This window comes from Bordetella avium, from assembly GCF_034424645.1.
GTDB classification, from domain to species: Bacteria; Pseudomonadota; Gammaproteobacteria; order Burkholderiales; family Burkholderiaceae_B; genus Bordetella; species Bordetella avium.
The window spans coordinates 1,958,969-1,979,968 of record NZ_CP139969.1; the positions used below are offsets into that span (position 1 = coordinate 1,958,969).

Consider the following 21,000-nt stretch of genomic DNA (forward strand, 5'->3'; position numbering starts at 1 on the left):
CTGGGCCATTGCCGGAAAGACGCCGAGCCCGCCAGACTTGTCTTGCTTGCTTGCTTGCTTGTTTGTTGCACATTGCTGTTCCAGCGGCCCCGCCCGGCCTGATGGTTGGCGCGCCGGCAAGCAAGTTCAATCCAGAACAACCATTATTGGAACAGGGCCTTGCGAGACAATATTCTGAGCCGCTTGCGTTGGTATCAGCAGCTTCTGATTGTAGGAGGCGGTACGGCGATTACGATTCTGGTGCTGGGCGCCAGTCTCTTGCAAGTGGGCGCCTCCGTCAGCTCCTACATTGCCAGTACGCGCGAAGAAATGTCTGCTGACGTGCGCCGGGCGCAAGATCTCATTGCGCGGACCGCAGCCACGCTGCGCGACACGGTAAGCGGTATGCAGCTCGCGGCCCTGGACAGCGATGCGTTCAATGTCGAGCTGCATCCCGACCTGACTTCGGGTCATGTCTTGCAGCTATCTCAGGGCCGGCTGTTGCCGCCGCTGTTCGTGTTGCGCGCCAATGGTTCGGAAACACCCGCAGCGCAATATTTGCAACTGGCGCGCGAGATGGTCGCCGTCAACGCCATCATGGCGGCCCGCATCAGCAGAGAGTCCATCGCCTATCTCGTCAGCCGTGACAGAAAGCTGATGGTGCTGTCGGCCTCGCCCTGGCAGAACGTACCCTGGATGAGCCGTCTCGTGGAGTCGCGTCGGGAGATGCTGGAGAGCACGGCCTCTCTGGCCGAGCAACTGGCCAACCCGCCGAGCAGCCTGCGGCACGAGGCCGTGCCGGGCTTGCCGACGCTACATTGGCTGCCTCCCTATGACAGTCCGCTGACCGGCCAGCGCGCCATCCGAATCGCCGCTGACATCAGGGGGGGCGACGGGAACACGCTGGCGACGGCCGTTTTCGAGCTACCGCTGGCGACCCTCGCAGCCACCCTGCCGCACGACGGCCCCGATGGCACCTGCCTGATATTCGATGCGGGCCAGCGTCCGGTGCTGTCCTGCCGCAAAGGCGGCTTGCCCGAAAACCTCCTCGTCATCGAGCAAGCCGTCGCCAATGGCCTGGGCACAAGCGCTCAACTGGCCTATCGCGAAGGCGAAGTCTTGGCGGCCTGGACGCTGGGTTCCTCGCACTGGACCCTCGTTTACACCCAGTCCTGGCGTAATATCGCCAGCGCTATCGGCCCTCAGCTTATGACCTCGGTGGCGGCGGCGGGCCTCATCATCGTGACCTGCTGGAGTTTCCTGCTGTTGCTCAAGTGGCGAGTGTTCATTCCGGCCATCGCGCAGTCACAGCGCGTGTTCGAAAACGAGCATCTGGGCCGTACCCTGGTCGATACCGCCCCGGTAGGCCTGGGCCTGATCGCCATCCATAGCGGCAAGCCCTTGTTGCGCAGTCCCGCCATGATGGATGCCGATGCCCAGCTACTAACTTCGCGGCAAGGGCTTTCGGGAGAGCTCGCCGCCCAGTTTCTGCTGCACGAGAACCAGCCTGCGCCGCATGACTATCCAGGAGCTTTGCAACTGGATCTGAGGTTCCCGACGATAGACGGCAGCCATCGGGACTTGTCCGTCCGGATGGCTCGCGCCCGCTACGAGGGCGTCGATGTCCTGGTAGCAGCCTTTACCGACGTTACGCTCGAAAAACAAATGGAGCGGGTTTCGCAGGAGGCCCGGCATGCGGCCGATTCGGCCAATGCTGCCAAATCGGCTTTCCTGGCAGCCATGAGCCACGAAATACGCACGCCGCTCAATGCCATTCATGGCAATCTGGAACTACTCTCGCATAGCGCATTGGACTCTGCCCAACGCGCGCATGTCGACACCATCCGTAGCGCGTCAGATAGCCTGCTCAGCATCGTCAGCGATGTGCTGGACTTCTCAAAGATTGAGGCGGGCGAACTGCGTCTGGAACATCTCGAATACGATATCCAGGACATCGCTGCGCGCGCCCTGATCATGTTTAGCACCACGGCACGCGCCAAAGGGCTGGTTCTGGGGGGCGAATTCGGTCTGCACACCACCCAACCCATGCGCGGCGATCCGACCCGGGTGGCGCAGGTCATCAATAATCTGCTGTCAAACGCCGTGAAGTTCACTGCAGCAGGCAAGGTGACGCTAAGGATGACGCAGGATGCGACGCCGCCGCAACTCGTTCTCACCGTCGAAGACAGTGGCATCGGCATGTCGCCCGAACAGATGTCCATGCTCTTTCAGGCCTTCACCCAAGCAGACATCACCATCAACCGACGTTTCGGCGGCACAGGCCTGGGCCTGGCGCTGTGTTCGCGGCTTTCGCAAGCAATGGGGGGCACGCTATCTGTGACCAGCAAGGCCGGGCAGGGCAGTTGTTTTACCTTGCGCCTGCCCCTAGACCGCGATCTGCCGCCTGCACAACTGCCGTCTTTCGCACGTGAGCACGTGCTGCTGGTCGCCGCCGATGATGCTCAACGCAACTATCTGATTTACGCGCTGTCCGCCTGGGGCCTGGCGCCTAATGCCTACGCCCATCCGGCGCAAATCAATGATGCGGCACTGCAACAGGCCGCCGTGCTGGTACTGTGGGGCTCGCGCGACACCTGGCATCCCGATGACGAAAACCGCATCGTAGAAGACGCGCGCTGGGTGCTGGACTGTTCCCAGGATGCCCCGGCGCGCCCAGCGGCGGCGGGCCGCATCCTCAGCGTCACGACCTATGGGCTGGCCAGCTTGGAGGTCGCACTCAATCATGTTCTGCGCGGGCACGCGCTGGCAGCGCCGGCCGAACCCGGAAAAGTGCTTCAGAAGCGGCTTCGGGTATTGGTTGTCGAAGACAACCCGCTCAATCAGCGCTTGTTCCAAGATCAGCTCAACATGCTGGGTTGCGATGCCCGCGTCGCCTGCGGCGGGCACGAGGCGCTCTCCTGGCTTGAACAGGAAAGCTACGATGTGTTGCTGACGGATTTGTCGATGCCTGAGATGTCAGGTTATGAGCTGGCGGCCCAGGTGGGCACGCGCTATCCCGCACTACCTATCGTCGCGGTGACAGCCGACGTCAATCCGCAGACCTGTGAGCGCTGCGCTGCCTGCGGCATGGTTCGCGTATTGGACAAGCCCTTATCGCTTGAAGACCTCGGGCACACACTGTCCGAAGTCAGCGGCGTGACCCGCCTGCATCGTGAACCCGTTGCGCCGCGCCGGCGGCGAACCGATAAAGCCCTGCCCGATCCCATCTGGAAGATATTTCTTGCCTCAAGTGAGAGTTCGCTGACCGTCCTGCGGCAGGCGTGGAAGAACGACGATATTGACGTTCTGCTCGCGGAGCTGCACTCCTTGCGGGGCGCTTTCGGTGTCTTTCAGCTTCAAACGCTGGCCGAGCAATGCGCAGAACTCTCCAAGGGCTTGCAGGCGACAGGTATTGCCGCCAACACGGCTGGCCTTTTGGCGCTTTGTGAAGCGATGGAGGCGATCGTCAGCATGGGTTCACCGGATGTGTCTAGCCTGCTGGGGCATATTATCGAGCTGGCGAACGACCCCGACGATCAACGCCGCCGCCTGCGTATCGAAACACTGGCGCGTCTGGCGCAGGTGACGCTGGAGCAAAACCGGGCTTGAGTGCTGCGCCACCAGATATGAACGAGTTCGAAGTACGTGGAGGCCGAGTCCTTTTACAGTAAAGCGCCAAAGCCCGTTCTGACAGGAGATAGACGGTGGCGTGGTCAATACCAGCACAGCGTTTTCCATGAGCGATTTCGCGTCCATCCGCGCGCGCGAAGCAGGCTTGCCCGCCGTGCTTGGCCCTTGGCAGATGTCCTCGGTGGCATTTGGCGTGGTGCTCAGCTACGGGCTGATCGTGGTCAGCACGCTGCCGATGCGCGAGGCTGGGGCTTATGCGCTGATCGCCTACCTCGGAGCCGGACTGGCCGCGCTGTTGTTGATGCGCTGCCTGGCTGCGCTGACGGCCGCCCATCCCGCGCCAGGGGCCTTCGCTTCTTGGGCCGAACACTATCTCGGTCCCGGAACGGGTTTCGTCGTCCGATGTGCCTATATCGCTGCGATCGTGATGCTGCTGGGCACGGAAGTCGCCCTGATTTCACCCGTCATGCACTTACTGCTGCCCGGTGTGCCGAAAGACGCCGCGCCGCTACTGGTGCTGGTTTTGCTGGCCGGACTCAATATGGGCTCGGTGCTCGGCTTCGCCAGAACCGAAGTGTTCCTGTCCGCAATCAAAGTTGGGGCGCTGTTGGTGTTTTCGGGCCTGGCCTTGTTTTATGCGCTCAGTGCCACGCCGCCGCCTGCCACGGGCGCACCGCCGCCCATACCCTGGCCTGCGGTGGGACAAGCTTTCGTCCTTGCCGTTTTGGGCTATGTCGGGCTCGAATCCATCGCCATCGCGGCGGCAGAAAGCAGGGCGCCCCACGTAAGTCGCCAAATACGCCTTGTGGGCTGGCTGCTGATTGGCCTGATTACCCTCCTTGCCCTGGCCGCTGCCGCGCTTGAGTACCAGGAAGTACTGCCCTGGGGTGCACAACCGCTGTTTTCTGTACTGCGCAAACCTGGCATTCCGGCCGTGGCGCTCATGATGAATCTGCTGATCGTGCTGACCATGGTCTCGGTCGCAAACAGCTTAATGTATTGCGCCTCGCGCATGGTTTTCAGCCTAGGCCGCGCCCAGCCCGCCTTGGCCGGTCTGGCTCGGATTCCGTCAGGGATTCCGCGCAGGGCTGTCGCAACCACCCTGGCCGCAGCGATGCTGGTCTATGCTGGTCTGCTGTGCTTTCCCAACACTTTTTTTTACATCACCACGGCCATTGCCGTGTGTTGTCTCTTACTCGTCTGGCTGACGATCTTCGTTTGCCATGCTTGTTTACGCATCAGGGAGGGGAAAAAGCCTTTCGCCGGGGTCTTGGGCGCTTTGCTGGTGCTTGGCATCGCCTTGGCAACTTGGTGGATTGAACTGCTTGCGTCGACGCTAAGCATCGGTTTGCCCTTCATCGGCATGCTGATCTGCCTTTACGGCATGGCACAGCGCTTCAGATATCGCCGCCGCTAATCCGGCCCCGGCTTCGGATCACAGCCTATCCGTCAGGAGGCGTCAGCTTGCCTTCTATGCAGCGCCGAGCATTTTTTGTCACGCCCCTAAGCCCGCCATTTTTTTATTTCTGAAAATACATTTCCGTAGTCGTTTATAAAAAAATAGGGTCAAATTTGAGGTTGCGAAAAATCAACATGGCACCCATTTCTGTCTAGTACTATTTGTTCAGATTCACCAGAGAAATATTCTTATAAGCGAGAAAGTTTCTTGGCTCAAAAACGGACAACTGATTTATGAGCAAACTTGGAATCTGGGCTGACTACGAAAATAAAATTGTATGCAACGAGTTGCGCCGCCAGGATCTCATTTCCCATCAGGATTGGGTTCATGACGCCAGCTATTGCGCAGCACGATTTTCCGCAGTGACGTATCAGGGCTATCGCGCATGGGCGCTGCCCTGTCTGGCACTGATGCGCAGATCTCCGCGGTTTGCTCGCGGCGTCGCCGCAGTGGTCGGTTGGATGGTGGCAGATATTAAGTACCAGAAAGGCCTGAGCAAGAATTCAAACTTGCTTGGACGTGCGGTTAGCAAGGCTTTTTTCTGGCCTGCAAATTGGATAATCGGAAATATTATTGTTTCAATAAAATCCATTAATTCTTACTTTTTTGGGATTAAGGAAATTATTAATTCAAAATATTAACGACCCAATTTTTTATTTAACCAAGAGTACCAAAGGGCACCGTGACATTCGACAGCGTGCACGGCGGCGTCGTGACCCGCCCTTTGATGGTCAGGGTATCGGCCTGCGGCTCACCCAAGACCAACAAGCCAAGGGCCAAGAGTGCGGTGAATTGGCGCGCCATAAGAAATCTCTTCCTGGTGGCTGGGCTATCGCGCAAGGCACGGATAGCCCTGGCCGGGCAAAAAGGCGCCCAGCCTATGAGCTCTGAAGGAATAGAGGGGATGGAGAACAGCCCATCCCCTCGCGGTTTACGAGTAGGTGACGTCGAAGAAGGCGCGGGCTCGCGCATTGCCTGCCGTGACCCCCGTAGCGGTGGCCTCGAAGTAAGCCTTGAAGTTGAGGACGTTGTTACCCTTCACCAGCGTAAAGGACTTGGCCGCGCCGCCAAACAGGATCTGTGTGCCGGCATCGTCTTCAAGACGGATGGCGATGTTTTGCGCGCCACCGGCATTTTCCAGGCTCAGCAAACCGGTCCCCACCACCGAGCCGGCATCCGGACGGAAGCTGAATGCAGCCGTGTTGAGGGTGGTGACGTCGCAATCCAGCAGCGTGATGCTGAAGTCAGCGGCGGGAGAGCGGTCACCGGCAGCCGTGAACTTGTTCGCGGGCACCTGCGGCATATCGACAACCATATTCGTACCCTGCTGACCTGCGCCCAGCGTGCAAGCGCCTTGTGTGATCACGCCCTGAAAGGCGATCTTGCCAGTGTCTGCCATGGCGCCGCCAGCCATAACGGCGAGGCTTGCAGCGACCAGTGTCTTGATGATTGCGTTTTTCATGATACAAGGTAATGTGCCCGTGAGCGAGTTCGACCTGGGGGGCAATATGGGTACGAGCTATGCCAAAGACTTCACCATGACCGTCGGCGGCTGCGATCTGGCAGTCTTGCAGTCCGTGACGCTGAGCTTCGAGGGCCAGAGCGTGCCGCAGATCCCCAATGCGCAAGGACTGGCCTTGAGCAACGACGCGAACGCCGCAGTGGGCATCGCCATCTCCGTCACGCGCAATGACGACAGCCATACGGGTAAAGGTCAAGCGGTTCGCTTTGACGGCTCTGAAAGCTACCCGCTCAACCTGTCCGCCAACAAGAATACCTATTTGTTTTCCGCCCGCTATGTGCGAGTGCCCGGCGAGCCGCTGCGCCCCGGGACTGCCAACGCCGTTGCCACAGTGACCGTCAGTTGGTCCTGATGCCTGCGCGGCGCTTGTCCGATGCTTTCTCTTTTGCAGTTTGGCCTAATTCCTCCGGATGCCGTAATGATGAAAAGAAATAGCCTTGTGCTCGCGGCCGCGCTGCTGGTCAGCGCCAGCGCCTCAGCCTCCATCCAACTCGGCAGCACCCGCGTCATCCTGAACGAATCGAGCCGTAACGCGGTTGTCGGCGCAAAGAATGTCGGCACGGACCCTGTGGTGGTGCAGGCCTGGATAGACGCCGACGGCGAGAAGATGGAAACGCCTTTCTTCATCACGCCGCCGCTTGGCCGTTTTGATGGCGGAGTCGAGCGCAACCTCAGCATTACCCGCGTGGCCGACGGTTTGCCCAAAGATCGCGAATCGCAGTACTGGATCAATGTGCTCGAAATCCCGCAGCAAGGCGCGGCGAACACCAACTCACTGACCCTTGCCACCCGCACGCGCATCAAGCTGTTCTATCGCCCCACCGCCATCAAAGATCTGCCGCGGGGTAAGGACATGCTGGCCTGGAGCTGGAGTCAAGAGGGCAAGGCTTGCAATCTTCACATCGCAAACTCCTCGGCTTACACCGTCAACTTCTCGCGCATTCATGTGCCTACGGAAAAAGAGGGCTACGGCCTCGGTGTCATTGCGCAACCGCTGACCACGACGCGGGTTCCGCTGAGCAAATGCCCCGCATCTAGCGCATTCAAAGTGGGCGCCCAGGTCGTCAATAATTTCGGCGCTGTCGATGATTGGTCGGGCATCACGGTAGAGCAGGGGGGCAGTATGAAGGCGACTCCGGCGAGCAAGCCGTGAAACCACTTCGCCACCTTCTTCGCAACGGCAGCGCGGCGTTGGTGCTGGCGCTGACGCCGGCTGCGGCTGCGCTTGCACAAGAAGAAGCCGTGTTCGACAGCCGTTTCTTGCATCGCAGCCCGGGTCAGCCGCCGGTGGATCTATCCGTATTCGCTAAGTCAAACCGCGTTGTCGCAGGCCCTCATGACGTCATGATGCGGCTTAATGAGCTGCCGATAGGCAGGCGGGAGGTCGATTTCGAACGCGTCGAGGGCAAACTGGATGCGCAGCCCTGCCTGCCCGTCCCCTTTCTGGAAGAAATCGGGGTGAATGTTCAGGCGCTGCCGGCGCTACTGAACCCGGACCTGCCTGCCTGTGGCGCGCTCGCCGCTTTGCCTGGCGCCATCGCCCAGTACAACCCCGATACCAACCTGCTCAATCTCTACATCCCGCAAGCCATGCTCAAGCGCCGTGCGCGCGGCGTGGTGGACCGCTCTTTATGGGACGACGGTACGACCGCCTTCTGGACCAGCTACCGCCTCTCCTATGGGCAGACGCGTTATTCGGGCGATTACGGTAACGATAGAAACACCACCACCTTTTTGAGTGTGCGCAATGGCTTCAATCTGGGGGAATGGCGTTTTCGCGCCAACGGCAGCTACTACCGCAATGCCGGAAACACTGACTGGAACTGGAATGACTTTTATGCCCAGCGCGGCCTTCCCGCATGGCGTGGGCTGATGCGCCTGGGGGATAGCAGCACCTCGGGGCGCGTTTTCAACGCGGTACGCCTGCGTGGCGTGCAGCTGCAGTCCGATGATGGCATGCTGCCCGATAGCCTACGCGGTTACGCGCCCGTGGTGCGCGGTATTGCACAGGGCAATTCCAAAGTCACCATACGCCAAAATGGCGTGGTGCTTTACAGCACCTTCGTGCCAGCCGGCCCCTTCGTGATCGATGACCTCTATTCGACGCCGGGTGGCGGAGACCTGGAGGTCGAGATCGAAGAAATCGGCGGGCGCACGACACGTTATTTCCAACCCTTCGCCGCCTTGCCCGTGATGATGCGAGAGGGCGTATGGAACTACAACTTCGGCGCGGGCCAGTACCGGCATAACTACAACACCTCGCGTCCCTATGTCGGGCAATTCACGCTGGCCTATGGCTTGCCGCTGGGCATGACAGCCTATGGCGGTGCGATGGCCGCGCAGCAAGGCTATCAAGCGGGCTCCCTGGGTATTGCCTTCAACATGGCTTATCTGGGCGCCATTTCGTTCGACGACACGCTATCCCGTTCGGAGGACGCGCAGGGCAAGCGGCAAACTGGACACGCCCTGCGGCTGCAGTATGCCAAGTCTTTCGCTGAAATCGGCACCGACTTCACCCTGGCCGGCTATCGCTATAACTCCTCGGGCTTTCGCAGCCTCGAAGACGCCGTGCGTGACCGCGAATACAACAAAGGTTACCGCTATGACCGCTACACCGGCCAAGTCTATAGCAATCTCTACACGCGTCAGCACGAGTACCAGCTTTCGCTCTCGCAGCGCATCGCCAACCGGGCATCGATCTCCTTTAATTACTACGGCGTTACCTATCGCAATGCGCCGTACAATTCCACGTTCAGCCAGTTGAGCTTCTCGAGCTATGTCGGCCGCGTGGGCTACGCCATCAACTACGGGATTAACCGCAGCGCCTGGGGTGAGCGCAGCAACACGGTCATGCTGTCCCTCACCATTCCTTTGGGCGGCCGGCATTCCGCAGGATATAGCATCAGCCACGGCAACGATCAGGGCACGAGCAATGACGTGAGCCTCAGCGGCTCGCTCACCGACGACACCTCCCTGACCTATGCTTTGCAAACCGGCCTCAGTTCGGGAGGTAACGCTGAGGGTAATCGTGGGTCGCACGGCTATGCATCGCTCGGCTATTCCGCGCCCTTGGCCGTGATCAACGTAAACCACGGTTATTCGCGCAACAGCTCCAACAGCAGTGTCGATATCTCCGGCGCGCTGGTGATTGACGACAAGGGGCCCTTGGTGGGTCAGTCCATCGGCGAAACCGCCGTTATCGTGGACGCGCCGGGCGCGGCCGGGGCGACGGTGGCTTCCTATCCCGGCGTGCGCACCAACAGCCAGGGACGCGCTCTCGTACCCTATGCCTCGCCGTTCCGGGAGAACCGCATCGCCTTGGCTGCGGGCGATGATGATCCTGACGCCACGCTCAAGCAGAACGTGCAAAATGTGGTGCCGACAAGGGGGGCCATTGTCGTGGCCAAGTTCGATACCGAAATCGGCCGCACCGTCTTTCTGGTGCTGCGTCGTGCGGACGGGAGTTTTCTACCTTTCGGTTCCTCGATTTTTGACGCGGACGGACAGCAGCGCGGGATCGTGGGTCCGGTCGGCCGCGTATGGCTATCCGGCATCACGGGCGCGGCGCGCTTTACGGTCAAGACCAACTCAACCGACTGCGCCTTCCAGATTGATAGCGCGCAGGAAAAGACCTCTGGCACACCGCTCGCCAAGGAGCTTGTATGCGGATGACCTCGTACATCCAGGCGCTGAGTCGCGCCTGCCTAATGAGCTTGAGCCTGGCGCCGATTGTCGCTTTTTTACCGGGTGACCCGGCTCATGCCGGGCCCTTGGATATGCGCGCGGCGGCCGCTGCGGATGAAAATGGGCCAGGAGGGTGCTCGATTAACAATGGTGGGACCACTCCTCGCGGCAACCGCTACGATGCCTACAACTCAGCGGCGCAGCAGCACAAAGTCACGTCTGAGCGCACGACATTCGCCCCAGTCAGAGACTATGCGCGCGGCGAGTTGCTCTTCTCAGCAATCAAAACCTTGCCCTTTTACACGGGGTCGGCGCAAGGTCAGGCCGCTGCGGTGTATGGCTGCAAACTGGGCGTCGTAGAAATGTTCAGCGAGTTTGGCGGGCACCCTGCGGTATCGGGCCTGGACCACACTTACGAAACCGGTGTGCCGGGCATCGGCTATAGGGTGTACTACTATTACTCCGAAACGGGAAGCTCCCCGCTAGGCCAGCAAACCATCCCCAACCCTTTCGCCTCCGGCGTGCTGGTTGCGCCATTCAGCAGAAGTGATACCGGCGAAGTGTTGTACGCCCGGATCGACTTCATCGCCACAGGCGAACCCATCAAGGCCGGCAATATTCTTGCCGCCACGATAGGCGGAAGATCTACGCTCATAGGGGGTGGGGTGACGCCGGCCGCCTTGTACAGCGTGCAACTGGCCTCCAATGTCATTGTGACTGCGCCCACTTGCCAGATTCGAGGCGGCGGCGTTGCCACCATGACGCTGCCTGATGTCCCGCTCACCGACCTGCAATCCAACGGTGTTGGCCCGACGAGCGAACTCCAATTGACAGTGGATTGCGCGGCCAGCAGCTCTTCGGCGCCCGGCATCACCATCTCAACGGCGAACACCGTGGCAGGCGTCCCCGGCACACTGGCCAATCTCGACACGGGCACGGGCGCCGCCCAGGGGGTGGGCGTCGAGTTGTTCTATATCGAGCCGAGCAACAGGACTTATATCACGCCGATATTTGGGCAACGCGACGATTCAATGGGTAGTTCGGCCAGCGGCGACAGCTTTACCAAAAGCTGGAACTTTGGTTTCGCGGCCCGCCTGAAGCGGCTCAGTGAAAGTTCTACGCTCAAGGCAGGCACGGTCAATGCCATTGCCACCTTGACCTTCACCTACAACTAGAGGATAGGGAATGTCCCTGTTTTGAAGCGGATGCGGTAGGATCACGACACGAGATAAGAAACGGCTTTGCGTCTAGCGTGCCCGCACCGACGCCGAGCGGCCATGTCACCATTCCTGCCCACGCAAGCCATGATGCAAAATCTGCCGATCGATCCCGTACTCCCCGAAGACGCTGTGCTGCGCGGCAAGCTGGCGAAAATCATCGCCGGTGTCTGCCGCTGCGAGCCTGAGCCGCTGCTAGATGACCAGCCTTTCACCACCGTCATCACGCAGTTCGATTCGCTCGCCATTCTGGAAATTCTGCTCGAGGTTGAAACCGAGTTTCACATCGCCACCGACGAAATGCTGCCTAGCGATCCGGCAAACAACACGACGGAGATCACTGCGGTGTTCCCGGCCAATCTCAGCGCTCTGGTCAGCTATATGCATGAAGTGGTGGCGAGGCGCGCCAAGGGCCAGGCCGCCACGGATGATCACGAAGCACGCAGGCGGGCGCGGCTTGCGGCCGCCACGAGAAACGAAAACAATACGACGCCCTGACGAGAGGCCGCGACGCATGGAACGCAGATCTGTTGTGATTACGGCGATCGGCATGGTCACCGCTTTGGGAGACACTGCCGCCGCAACGTTCGAGGCCTTGGTGGACGGCCGGTGCGGGGTAGGCCGGCATCCGCAAGAAGATATTGATCATCCGGTCGGTTTCGTTCGGGCGGACATCTCTGCCGGCCTACACCCCAGTCAGGTGCGCGCCATGGACCGCGTGACGGTCATGGCCCAGCATGCGGCTACCGAAGCCTTGCAGCAGGCGGCGCTGAATACGCAGCAACAATCATGCTGCGGCGTGTTTTTCGGCACGGGCATCGGTGGTGTGTCCATCCTCTGTGAGGGCGTTGAGGCCTATTACGGCATCGTTCCTAAACGACCCGTGCTGATCGTTCCCGCCACCATGCCCAATGCTTCGGCCGCCTATCTGGCCCAGCAACTCAAATCTCAACAAGAAGCGCAGACCTATGCGCACCGCCTGTTCAGCAGGTGCGGTTGCAATCGGTGAAGCCTTTCGTCGCATCCGGGACGGCTATCTCGATGTGGCCATCGCGGGCGGTGCGGAAGCGATGCTGACCCCTGTCGTGTTTTCCGGTTGGAAGCAGTTGCATGTCTTGGCGACACCAGCCGAAGGGCAGGGGGTGTGCCGTCCTTTCAGCCTCGGGCGCACCGGCATTGCGCTAGCCGAAGGCGCAGCCTGGCTGATGCTCGAATCGGCCGAGCATGCGGCCGCGCGCGGCGCCCAGCCCTTGGCCGAACTGTGCGGCTATGGCGTCAGCAATGATGGCACACATCCTCTGCGACCGGACCCGCAAGGACAGGCGCTTGCGATGTCGCGCTGTCTGGCCGACGCGGGACTGGCGCCCGAAGCGGTGGGTTATCTGAATGCGCACGCCACCGGAACACTGGTCGGTGACCGCATCGAGACTGCCGCCATCCGGCAGGTGTTCGGGGCGCACGCGGAGCAATTGCCCGTCAGCAGCATCAAGGGCGCCCTCGGGCATGCCATCGGGGCTGCGGGTGCGATTGAAGCTGCGGTAACTGCCCTGGCGGTGCAGCGCGGTGTTGTGCCACCGACGCTCTTCTTCGAGCCAGGCGATGAACAATGCAATCTGGACTACATCAGCGAAGGGGGCCGCGCGCTGCCGTCTTTGAACGTCGCGCTGAGCAACGCCTTCGGCATGGGCGGCAATAACGCCGTGTTGGCCTTTCGTAAAGCCGGGTAGTCCCGGCCTTTCTCGGGCGAGGTCGAAGGCCAGCAGCGCTAAAGTATAGGCCCGAAGCCCTGCAGGCGGGTTGGCTGTTGTGACAGCCGACGGAGGGCATAGACGGGGGAGGGCTCCCTGCCTACACTCAAGGGAGGCAGATGAGGCGCAAGCCCCATCGACGCCGGCCTCCAGGTAAGAGAGGCCGGCATCTCACCCAAAAGCGCAGGAAAGCGAGAGGTCGCGTCAGCTTGACGTCGTCTTAACGCCGTAAGCGGCGCAATGCTCATACGATAGAGCGAGGCGATCGTCAGACTACCCGAACAGCACGGAGCCTTGCTCGATCACCCATCCGCGATCCACCCCCACAAGATGGCCGTCTCGAATAGGGATCGCGCGGAGCCTAGGCGGTTGGCACTGCCGACTCGAGGCCAGGTCTTTGAAGCAGGGAAGATGAGATGTCCTCTTGCGAGGCCGCACTGATCTCATAAGCAAAGCGGAACAGATCCGCGTCCCTGGTGATATCCAGTTTGCGCATGGCGCTCGATTTCTGCGAGCTGATGGTCTGCTTGGTCCGGTGTAGTTGATCCGCGATCTCTTGCACAGAAAGGCCCGAAATATATAGCCGGATGACTTCCAGCTCGCGCCGGGACAGCGGCTTGAACTCACTTTGCTCAGCTTCGGGGCGTGCTGTACGGGCCTGATTCGGCCGGTCATAGGTCGAGCCCGCGTACGCGGCGTGAATGGCCGATACCAGATGGTTGGTGTCGTTCACCTTGTTCAACACGGCGTGCACACCCAGCTTGGCCAACTCTTGGCTGATCGCACCATTATCCATCGCCGTGAAAACAATCAGCTTGATGTTGGGATAGGTGCGGCGCAAATACAGGATCAAGGCCATGCCATCGCTAAACCTTCCGCCCGGCATGGCGTAATCCGTCACGACAACATCGCAGGGCACCTTCTCCAATAGGCTGATGAGTTCGCCCGATTCACGAGCAAGCCCGACCACCTCAAGCGTCGGAAAATTGCTGAATTGATGTTGGATACCCGCCAGCAGGGCTGGGTGGTCATCGGCGAGAATGATACGAATTTTCATGGCGGTCACTCTGGAGAAATACTGGAATGTGACGAGAAACCGGGCGGAAACATCCAATGCCGCGCCAGCTGCAGCGGCTAGATCATCGGTTTGTTCGGTGACGTAAACGTTAAGGACCTGGGCGCGCCAGCGCAAGGCTGGAGCGGGTAGGGCGAATGGCAGACTCTTTCGCTATCGGGAAGGGTGTGCCGCCGAATCTTTGGTTTCAAAAAATCTCGGTCACATCTCGCATTTCAGTTCCTCGTACTAGTCAAAAATTATTCGGGAATTGTCGCGCAAGACTCTGGCCTACCAGTGCAGTAGGCGCTTATTTCAATGAATAAGCGAATGAAAATTCTTGTTCTAAAACATATAGTCAAACCTTGGAAAACACCAGCCAATTGATAGGCTGAGATGTAATCAATTGTGTTCTTTGCAACGCTAACATGAGGATAAAGCCGTTACATTGTTGCTGTCCTCGCTCAAGCAATGTATCAAACTGTATAAATTACAGAATATAACGTATATCACAACACGCAAATGAATGACAATTTACCTTTATGACAACTATGTAACATGCCTACAACTTAAATGCTTTAGTTTTTGTCAGATAACAAATTTCTCTCCAGATTATTTTCTTTATTTTCATTCAATGAAAAAACAAAATGGAAGCGTGAATAGATAATGTGAATAATTTTCAAGATAAGCGCAATGCGTTCTATCTACATAATGTTGCATACAAAATACATGGTGGATCCCACTCTGGCTGGGTAAAGTGCCCGCCGAGGGAAGGGCCGAAGCGTTCTTACTCGGCGGAGCCGTCGCGCAATGTTGGAACAGGATGTTCGCAAAGCGGCGCATCGATAAGCCGGTACGGCCAGCCGTTCTCGGCTTCTTGGATGTGCGCGCAATCCCCATGAGGGCGGCCGGGCAGAGACGCTAAGACAGTCAAGAACCGTCAACACCTGTGCATCATGAGGCAGGCTTGAGCCTCATAGACCCCGTTGTCTATCCTGCCGCGGCCGCCGCAGAGCTTGGCAGGGGGGCGTCCTCGATAAACCGAAGCCGAGAACGCCATTAGCAGGAATGCAGATCGTGATTCAGGACAGATGGGGGGTGTCTGCAATAGAGACGGCCGGGCGATAGTGCCTCGCTACGGTGCAGACCGTTTTTCGTACTTTACATAATATTCATTATGCGTATTTTGGAGCCGCGGCATTCACCATCCGGCAGATGTCATCCTACCCTGATGGGCTGCGGGCATCCCTTGGGGCATGCCGACGTCCACGCAGGCGCTCGGTCTGTTGGGGTCCCCACAGCCAGCTTGCCATCTGTTGCCACGCGAGCTTGTCTGGCGACACGCCCACCCGATGTCGAAAAGCCGTCTCCGGGCAGTCCATTCCGCCTTGCATTTCATACTGATCCCGGCATAACCGCCATACTAGAACGCTGGCCTTAACCATACTGGATCGCGATACTCTATCGCGTTTGTTTCCTAGCGTGCCGCTATCCGCCGGCATACCGGATGCAGGGCGACCGGCCTTTCCTACCCCCCCCCTCCCCTGTCCCTTACGGATCAGACTGACCTTCTCTCGCACATTGTTGCGCAGCTGGACATTGCGGCTCAAGCGGATGCAGCAGTCTGACGCGCGCTCAGGTAAAGTTGCGTCTATGAGCAGAAACAAGCAAAAACCGGCGGGCAAAGGCGATGGCCGCTCGCCCAAATCTCTTTACGACGCTGAGGCGATCAAGCATTTCATGGCGCTTATCGGCCTGGAATGGCAAACCGGAACGGCACAGCGCGCCCTGGTCTACGCCAGCTATCGGCTAGGGCCGGCGCGTCCCTTGATCATCGAAAGCACCGAAGTCGAATTCGAGTGCGACGAGCGCCGGGCCAAGGTATGGGTGCCAGAGTTTCAGCGCACCAGCTTTCACCAGTGGTTTGAAGTTCCACTCCAGGAATTCGAGTTCACACCGGGCGGCTCCATGCTGAAAATCCGCGCGCCAGCGCGCGGCAATGCGCCGCCTTACATCGTTGGCCTCAAGCCTTTGGCTTGAAGTCGTCAGGCAGCGCCGCCCTGCCCGCCTTCCCATTCAAACGGCCAGATTAGGCAATAGACGCCTTAGCTGGCCCTCGGCTACACAAGGCGTCGCAATGGCGCCTACCAGCGCTTGCGTCTATAGGGCGGCCGCTAGGCAGCAGCGAATGCCACGCCGACGTCATCGGCGCGCGCTTCCTTCAAACTCGCGATCAAAGCCCGCCCCCAGCCGCGATAAGGGCAACAGGCGTCGGTCAAGCTACCCAAGTGCTATGGGCCGCGCATTTCAGCAGCCCAAGCTCAGGCTTAGCGTCCGGCGCCGCTATGGCAAGCTCACAGTCAATCGTAGCCGTTCAGACGCAGGCCGGACACACCCTGTACGGTGTTCGAAGCGGGTGGCGGCAGGGGCACGGCAGGAGTCGGGGCAGGCGCCACAGCAGCGGCCGGCTCGCGGGAGGGCTGTCCCCGCTGCGCCTCGCGTTTGCGCCAGGCACTGTCGGCAACCCGTTGCAGTTCCTCTGACAACGCTCCCCATTTACCGGCCTGGGCCCAGTCCGCAGCGCTCTGGTCCTTGAGATCGCGCGAAGTCGGATCTGCGCCAGCATCGAGCAGAAGTTGCACCATGTCCCGATTGCCCGAATAGGCGGCCATCATAAGTGGCGTGCGCCCCTCGGACGATGGCGCATTGACCAAGGCGCCCTTGTTCAGCAGCAGCCGGGCCGTATCGACCTGGCCTTTCGACGCTGCATAGTGCAGCGGCGTCCATCCCAGACGGTTGACCTGGGCGCCACGGGCGATGAGCGCTTTCGCCCGCTCGGTCTGGCCCGCCACGGCCAGATACATCAGCGGCGTTTCGCCTGCCGGGTTCTCGATATTGACATCCGTGCGGGGATTCGCGGCCAGCACATCGAACACGCCCCAGGCGCCATCGACCACGGCCCGCATAATGGCAGGCTGACCATTCGTAAAGCGCACATTGGGGTCTGCGCCCTGGGCCAACAGCGCCCGCAGATCGGCGGGACGGTCGTTGTGAACATAAAACCACCAGTTGCCCGGCGCTTCGGCCTTAGCGGCCTGCGCCGAGACCGTCAGCATGGGGGCCGTCAGTACCAGCGCCGCCATCCAGTTCCCTGCCTTCATGTTCAGCTCCCCGGGGCATAAAGTTAAACTAACGCACTAAATTATCGCTCTATCTTACTGAAAAGTTTGAAGAAATTTTCAGTTGATGCGCGCGCCACCTCGGCCGCGCTGATGCCCTGCAATTCTGCGATCTTTTCCGCCACATGGATCACCTTGGACGGGTCATTGAGCTTGCCCCGATAGGGCACCGGTGCCAGATAGGGCGCGTCGGTTTCGATCAAAAGCCGGTCCAGCGGCATATTGCGGCCCACTTCATGAACGACCCCTGCATTCTTGAAGGTCACGATGCCCGAGAGCGAAATATGGAAGTTCAAGTCCATCGCCGCCTGAGCGATTTCCCAGGTTTCGGTAAAACAATGCATCACGCCGCCGACTTCGTGAGCGCCCTCCTCCTCGAGGATGCGCACCGTGTCGGCGGCCGAATTGCGGGTATGGATGATGAGCGGCAGCCCCGCGTCGCGCGCGGCGCGGATATGCCGGCGAAAACGCTCACGCTGCCAATCCAGGGGTTCGCTCAAGCGATAGTAGTCCAACCCGGTCTCACCGATGGCGACCACTTTGGGGTCCTGCGCCAGTTGCACGAGCGTTTCGGCCGAGGGGTCGGGCGTATCTTCGTAATCCGGATGCACTCCCACGGATGCCCACAAATTGCGATGCGGGCGTACCAATTCCATCAGGCCGGGCCATTCAGGCATGTTCACGCTCACGACCAATGCGTGCGTCACCTGATTCGCCGCCATGCGGTCCAGCACGGCGGGAAGATCAGCAGCAAGCTCGGGGAAATTCAAATGGCAATGAGAGTCTACGTACATAAGCGGGGAAAAAATCGGGGCCGGCTTTATGGCTGGCAGGATAGCACCACGCGTTGCAATGCTGCATGGGCAAACAACTTGGCGTTCAGAGGGTGGCCCGCCAGGGCGCGCTGGCGAGTCAGCCAACGGCCCGTTTCGGCGAGGTGCGCTGGCTGGGAATGGGAAGCGATAGTGGCCATCCCGCTCGCCAGGCTGGGAAAGTAACGGGGTGCGGCGCCATGCGCGGCCAGATTCAGGTCGGTGAAAAAACGCTGTAATGTGTCCAGCCATTCAGCGGCCGGCAGCTTCTCCAGCGACTCGGCCAAGGCGCCCACATCGGCCATACGGCCCGGCGCAAGGCTGTCGATCAGGCTACGCAGCCAAACGGGCACCGGCGTGTCGGAGTGCGCCGCCAGACGCCGCGCCGCCAGCGGAGCGCCTCCGGCGGCCGCCAGCCAATCCTGGGCCTGGTTCACGCCTTGCTCCTCGAGCCAGCGCCGGGCGGTCTGCGCGTCCGGCATGGCCAGAGGCAGACGGCGGCAGCGGGACAGCAGCGTGGGCAACAGGCGGTCGGGGGCATCCGCCACCAGCAGAAACACGGTGTGCGCGGGAGGCTCTTCCAGGACTTTCAAGAGTGCGTTGGCCGATACGGCATTGAGCGCATGCGCCGGATATACCAACGCCACCCGCCAGCCGCCTCGGTGGGTTGCCGTATTGAACCAGGACTCCAGCGCCCGGACCTGGTCGATACGGATATCTTTGGACGGTGTTTTCTTGGCGGCGGTCGCGCTGTCTTCTTCGCCGCTTTCCGCGTCTTCGGCGCCCTCTTCCAGGGCCAGCGCATCCGGACGCACACGGCGCAGATCGGGGTGATTCCCCGAAGATACCCAGGCGCAGGCCGGGCAAGCGCCGCAGGCCAGTCCTGCGTGCGGAGACTCGCAAAGCAGGCTGGCTGCGGCTGCCGCTGCAAAATCCAGCTTGCCTATCCCGGCCGAACCATGGATCAGCCAGGCATGGGCAAAACGTTCACGCTGCCCCAGCCAGGCCCGCGCCGTTTCGAGATGCCAGGGAGCAAATTGCGCCAGGCTCATGTGTTCGCCAGAAATTGCAGCAGATCCTGCTCCAGGGCGCGGCGAACCTCGTCCAGCGGACGGCTCGCATCGATGATATGCATGCGTCCAGGCTCAGCTGCAGCGCGCGCATGGTAGGCCGTACGCGTGCGCTCGAAAAAGGCCTCGGCTTCCTGTTCGAAACGGTCAAGCTGCCGTTCCCCCGCCATGCGGGCGCGCGCCACGGCAAGCGGCACATCGAACAGCCAGGTAAGGTCAGGCCGCAGAGGGGGTTGCAACCATTGTTCGAGCAGGGCCACACGTGCGGCACCCAAACCGCGTCCGCCTCCCTGATAAGCGTAGGTGGCATCGGTGTAGCGGTCGCAAACCACCCAGGCGCCTCGGGCAAGCGCCGGCACAATGACATGCTGCAAGTGCTCGCTGCGGGCGGCAAACATCAGCAGCGTTTCCGTGTCCAGCCCCATGTCCTGAGTCAATAGCAGCTCACGCAGTCGCTCCCCTAGCGGCGTGCCGCCAGGCTCGCGCGTGGACACGACATCGAAGCCACGCTCTTGCAAGGTGTCCACCAGCCAGGTGGTGTGGGTGCTCTTTCCCGCGCCATCCACCCCTTCGAGGGTAATGAAACGGCCGGGATAGACGGCACCAGTCGGCGACATGGTCATGGATTCTGCCCTTGCCCAAGAATGAAACGGGAGACGTTGCGATTATGTTCCGACAGATTGGCGGCGAATTCGCTGGTGCCATTCCCGCGGGAAACAAAATAAAGAAATTTATGCTTTTCCGGCTGCACCGCCGCCAACAGCGCAGCACGGCCGGCCGAGGCAATAGGCGTGGGCGGCAAACCTGCCCGAGTGTAGGTATTCCAGGGCGTGTCCGTTTGCAGATCGCGGCGGCGGATACGGCCCTGATACGCATCGCCCATCCCATAGATCACGGTGGGATCGGTTTGCAGCAACATACCCAGGCGCAGACGATTCGCGAATACCCCAGAAATGCGCGCCCGCTCCGGTCCGTGCCCGGTCTCTTTTTCAATGATGGAGGCCATGATCAAGGCTTCATAGGGCGTTGCCATAGGCAGATCCGGGTCGCGCCGCTCCCAGGTGGCGGCCAGCACACGCTGCCCTTCCTCGTAAGCACGGCGCAAAATATCGTAATCCGAGCTGCCTGGCGTGAAAACATAGGTATCCGGAAAGAATAGGCCCTCCGGCTGCTTGATGGCCGAGCCCAGCCGGTCCATCAGCGCTTCGTCGCTCGTTTCGCCCAGTGTTTGCTTCACATCGGGGTTCTCACGCAAAGCCGCACGTATCTGGCGGTAAGTCCAGCCCTCGACAAAGGTGATTTGCCGCTGTGACATATCCCCGCGCGCCATCCTTTGCAGCAGCATCCAGGGGCTGTCGCCGTTAATGGCCTGGTAGCCGCCGGCTTTGATCAGCTTATCCATGTCAGACAGCCGCGCCATCCAGACAAAGCCCGGCTCCCAGACCGGCACACCGGCCGCGTTCAGGGTACGCGCAATCGCCCGGGGCGTGGCTCCCGGATCGACCACGAAATCCACCCGGTCCGCCTGCAACTTGATGGGTTGCTGCGCCCAGTACCAGGCGCTCGCTGCTGCCCCGGCGGCGGCAAGCACCGCAAGAAGCAGCAACAGCAGAAAATAGAAAGCAATGCGTTTTTTCATAAGAGTG

The 21,000-nt window shown here is 60.3% G+C and carries 19 protein-coding genes; 11 read left to right on the forward strand and 8 right to left on the reverse strand.

What is annotated here, in order from left to right:
- Nucleotides 1-159: 159 nt before the first annotated feature.
- The 3 genes from U0029_RS09155 to U0029_RS09165 all read left to right on the forward strand — a co-directional run bounded on the left by U0029_RS09155 (nt 160) and on the right by U0029_RS09165 (nt 5,709).
- Nucleotides 160-3,588: a hybrid sensor histidine kinase/response regulator gene (locus tag U0029_RS09155; RefSeq protein ID WP_012417449.1), complete on the forward strand. Its 3,429-nt coding sequence runs from the start codon at nt 160-162 to the stop codon at nt 3,586-3,588.
- Nucleotides 3,589-3,715: 127 nt separating this feature from the next.
- Nucleotides 3,716-5,026, forward strand: coding sequence for an amino acid permease (locus tag U0029_RS09160; protein ID WP_039051764.1), 1,311 nt, complete (start codon nt 3,716-3,718; stop codon nt 5,024-5,026).
- Between the two features lie 275 nt (nt 5,027-5,301).
- Nucleotides 5,302-5,709, forward strand: a complete 408-nt coding sequence (locus tag U0029_RS09165) for a hypothetical protein (RefSeq protein WP_012417447.1) — start codon at nt 5,302-5,304, stop codon at nt 5,707-5,709.
- Between the two features lie 16 nt (nt 5,710-5,725).
- Here the strand turns inward: U0029_RS09165 and U0029_RS09170 are convergent, their stop codons facing one another.
- Nucleotides 5,726-5,872 (reverse strand): hypothetical protein, encoded by a 147-nt coding sequence (locus U0029_RS09170; RefSeq protein WP_162790374.1) that lies wholly within the window; start codon nt 5,870-5,872, stop codon nt 5,726-5,728.
- A gap of 127 nt (nt 5,873-5,999) precedes the next feature.
- Nucleotides 6,000-6,530: a fimbrial protein gene (locus tag U0029_RS09175; protein WP_012417446.1), complete on the reverse strand. Its 531-nt coding sequence runs from the start codon at nt 6,528-6,530 to the stop codon at nt 6,000-6,002.
- Here U0029_RS09175 and U0029_RS09180 point away from each other — a divergent pair.
- The 7 genes from U0029_RS09180 to U0029_RS09210 all read left to right on the forward strand — a co-directional run bounded on the left by U0029_RS09180 (nt 6,529) and on the right by U0029_RS09210 (nt 13,218).
- Nucleotides 6,529-6,942: a fimbrial protein gene (locus U0029_RS09180; protein WP_162790375.1), complete on the forward strand. Its 414-nt coding sequence runs from the start codon at nt 6,529-6,531 to the stop codon at nt 6,940-6,942. The genes U0029_RS09175 and U0029_RS09180 overlap by 2 nt on opposite strands.
- Nucleotides 6,943-7,008: 66 nt before the next feature.
- Nucleotides 7,009-7,743, forward strand: coding sequence for a fimbrial biogenesis chaperone (locus U0029_RS09185; protein WP_236824222.1), 735 nt, complete (start codon nt 7,009-7,011; stop codon nt 7,741-7,743).
- On the forward strand, nt 7,740-10,262 hold the full coding sequence (locus U0029_RS09190; protein ID WP_231838656.1) for a fimbria/pilus outer membrane usher protein: 2,523 nt from the start codon (nt 7,740-7,742) through the stop codon (nt 10,260-10,262). The genes U0029_RS09185 and U0029_RS09190 overlap by 4 nt, the downstream gene beginning before the upstream one ends.
- Nucleotides 10,253-11,449 (forward strand): fimbrial protein, encoded by a 1,197-nt coding sequence (locus U0029_RS09195; RefSeq protein ID WP_039051763.1) that lies wholly within the window; start codon nt 10,253-10,255, stop codon nt 11,447-11,449. The genes U0029_RS09190 and U0029_RS09195 overlap by 10 nt, the downstream gene beginning before the upstream one ends.
- Before the next feature lie 102 nt (nt 11,450-11,551).
- Nucleotides 11,552-11,989 (forward strand): acyl carrier protein, encoded by a 438-nt coding sequence (locus U0029_RS09200; protein ID WP_012417441.1) that lies wholly within the window; start codon nt 11,552-11,554, stop codon nt 11,987-11,989.
- A gap of 16 nt (nt 11,990-12,005) precedes the next feature.
- A complete protein-coding gene (locus U0029_RS09205; RefSeq protein WP_250646823.1) occupies nt 12,006-12,500 on the forward strand; it encodes a beta-ketoacyl synthase N-terminal-like domain-containing protein in 495 nt (164 codons plus the stop codon).
- Nucleotides 12,460-13,218 carry a beta-ketoacyl-[acyl-carrier-protein] synthase family protein gene (locus U0029_RS09210; RefSeq protein WP_250646822.1) on the forward strand — a complete coding sequence of 253 codons (759 nt, stop codon included), beginning with the start codon at nt 12,460-12,462 and terminating at the stop codon, nt 13,216-13,218. The genes U0029_RS09205 and U0029_RS09210 overlap by 41 nt, the downstream gene beginning before the upstream one ends.
- A gap of 382 nt (nt 13,219-13,600) precedes the next feature.
- Here the strand turns inward: U0029_RS09210 and U0029_RS09215 are convergent, their stop codons facing one another.
- The gene (locus U0029_RS09215) at nt 13,601-14,431 is read right to left on the reverse strand and encodes a response regulator transcription factor (protein WP_249037545.1); all 831 of its coding nucleotides are present in this window, start codon (nt 14,429-14,431) and stop codon (nt 13,601-13,603) included.
- A gap of 1,515 nt (nt 14,432-15,946) precedes the next feature.
- Between U0029_RS09215 and U0029_RS09220 the strand changes: the two genes are divergently transcribed.
- Complete coding sequence (locus U0029_RS09220; protein ID WP_231838652.1) at nt 15,947-16,333, forward strand: hypothetical protein; 387 nt, start codon at nt 15,947-15,949, stop codon at nt 16,331-16,333.
- Nucleotides 16,334-16,653: 320 nt separating this feature from the next.
- Here the strand turns inward: U0029_RS09220 and U0029_RS09225 are convergent, their stop codons facing one another.
- The 5 genes from U0029_RS09225 to mltG are packed head-to-tail and all read right to left on the reverse strand — an operon-like array spanning nt 16,654 to nt 20,993.
- Entirely contained in the window at nt 16,654-17,454 is an 801-nt protein-coding gene (locus tag U0029_RS09225) for an ankyrin repeat domain-containing protein (RefSeq protein ID WP_012417437.1), read from the reverse strand.
- 41 nt (nt 17,455-17,495) lie between these two features.
- Nucleotides 17,496-18,266 carry a TatD family hydrolase gene (locus U0029_RS09230; RefSeq protein ID WP_012417436.1) on the reverse strand — a complete coding sequence of 257 codons (771 nt, stop codon included), beginning with the start codon at nt 18,264-18,266 and terminating at the stop codon, nt 17,496-17,498.
- 26 nt (nt 18,267-18,292) lie between these two features.
- Nucleotides 18,293-19,336 carry a DNA polymerase III subunit delta' gene (gene holB / locus U0029_RS09235; protein ID WP_114852519.1) on the reverse strand — a complete coding sequence of 348 codons (1,044 nt, stop codon included), beginning with the start codon at nt 19,334-19,336 and terminating at the stop codon, nt 18,293-18,295.
- Nucleotides 19,333-19,977 carry a dTMP kinase gene (gene tmk, locus U0029_RS09240; protein WP_012417434.1) on the reverse strand — a complete coding sequence of 215 codons (645 nt, stop codon included), beginning with the start codon at nt 19,975-19,977 and terminating at the stop codon, nt 19,333-19,335. Before tmk ends, holB begins: the two co-directional genes overlap by 4 nt.
- The gene (gene mltG / locus U0029_RS09245; protein WP_012417433.1) at nt 19,974-20,993 is read right to left on the reverse strand and encodes an endolytic transglycosylase MltG; all 1,020 of its coding nucleotides are present in this window, start codon (nt 20,991-20,993) and stop codon (nt 19,974-19,976) included. Before mltG ends, tmk begins: the two co-directional genes overlap by 4 nt.
- Nucleotides 20,994-21,000 lie beyond the last annotated feature (7 nt).